The sequence below is a fragment of the Mesorhizobium sp. M1A.T.Ca.IN.004.03.1.1 genome (genome assembly GCF_003997555.1).
Lineage (GTDB): Bacteria > Pseudomonadota > Alphaproteobacteria > Rhizobiales > Rhizobiaceae > Mesorhizobium.
The window spans coordinates 1-252 of the sequence record NZ_RZTV01000725.1 but is presented as its reverse complement, the minus strand read 5'-3'; the positions used below and the strand labels follow the sequence as shown (position 1 = coordinate 252).

The 252-nt window shown below is 53.6% G+C and carries 1 pseudogene; it reads right to left on the bottom strand.

From position 1 onward, the window contains the following. Positions 1-143: 143 nt before the first annotated feature. Positions 144-252: pseudogene (locus EOD29_RS33570) on the bottom strand (AraC family transcriptional regulator); the annotation flags it as partial.

Here is a 252-nt window from a genome sequence, read left to right as displayed (position 1 = left end):
CCAGGTTGCCGCGCTCCACGCCGATGGTTCAGGCGTCTCCAGGCCAATTGCGGCCCCGTCAAATTGTGATGTTGTGTCCGTCATTGATGGATCTCCTGTGTTCGGAGATCTTCATAGACGAAGTTGTCAGGATGATATGTGTCTCAAAATCCGAAATCCATATCCATTCGTCCGGAAGAACTTGTGCGACGCACAATCCCAGGTGAAACGTTTGTGACGCGCTTGAAGGCACGCGCGAAAGACGCCTCGGAC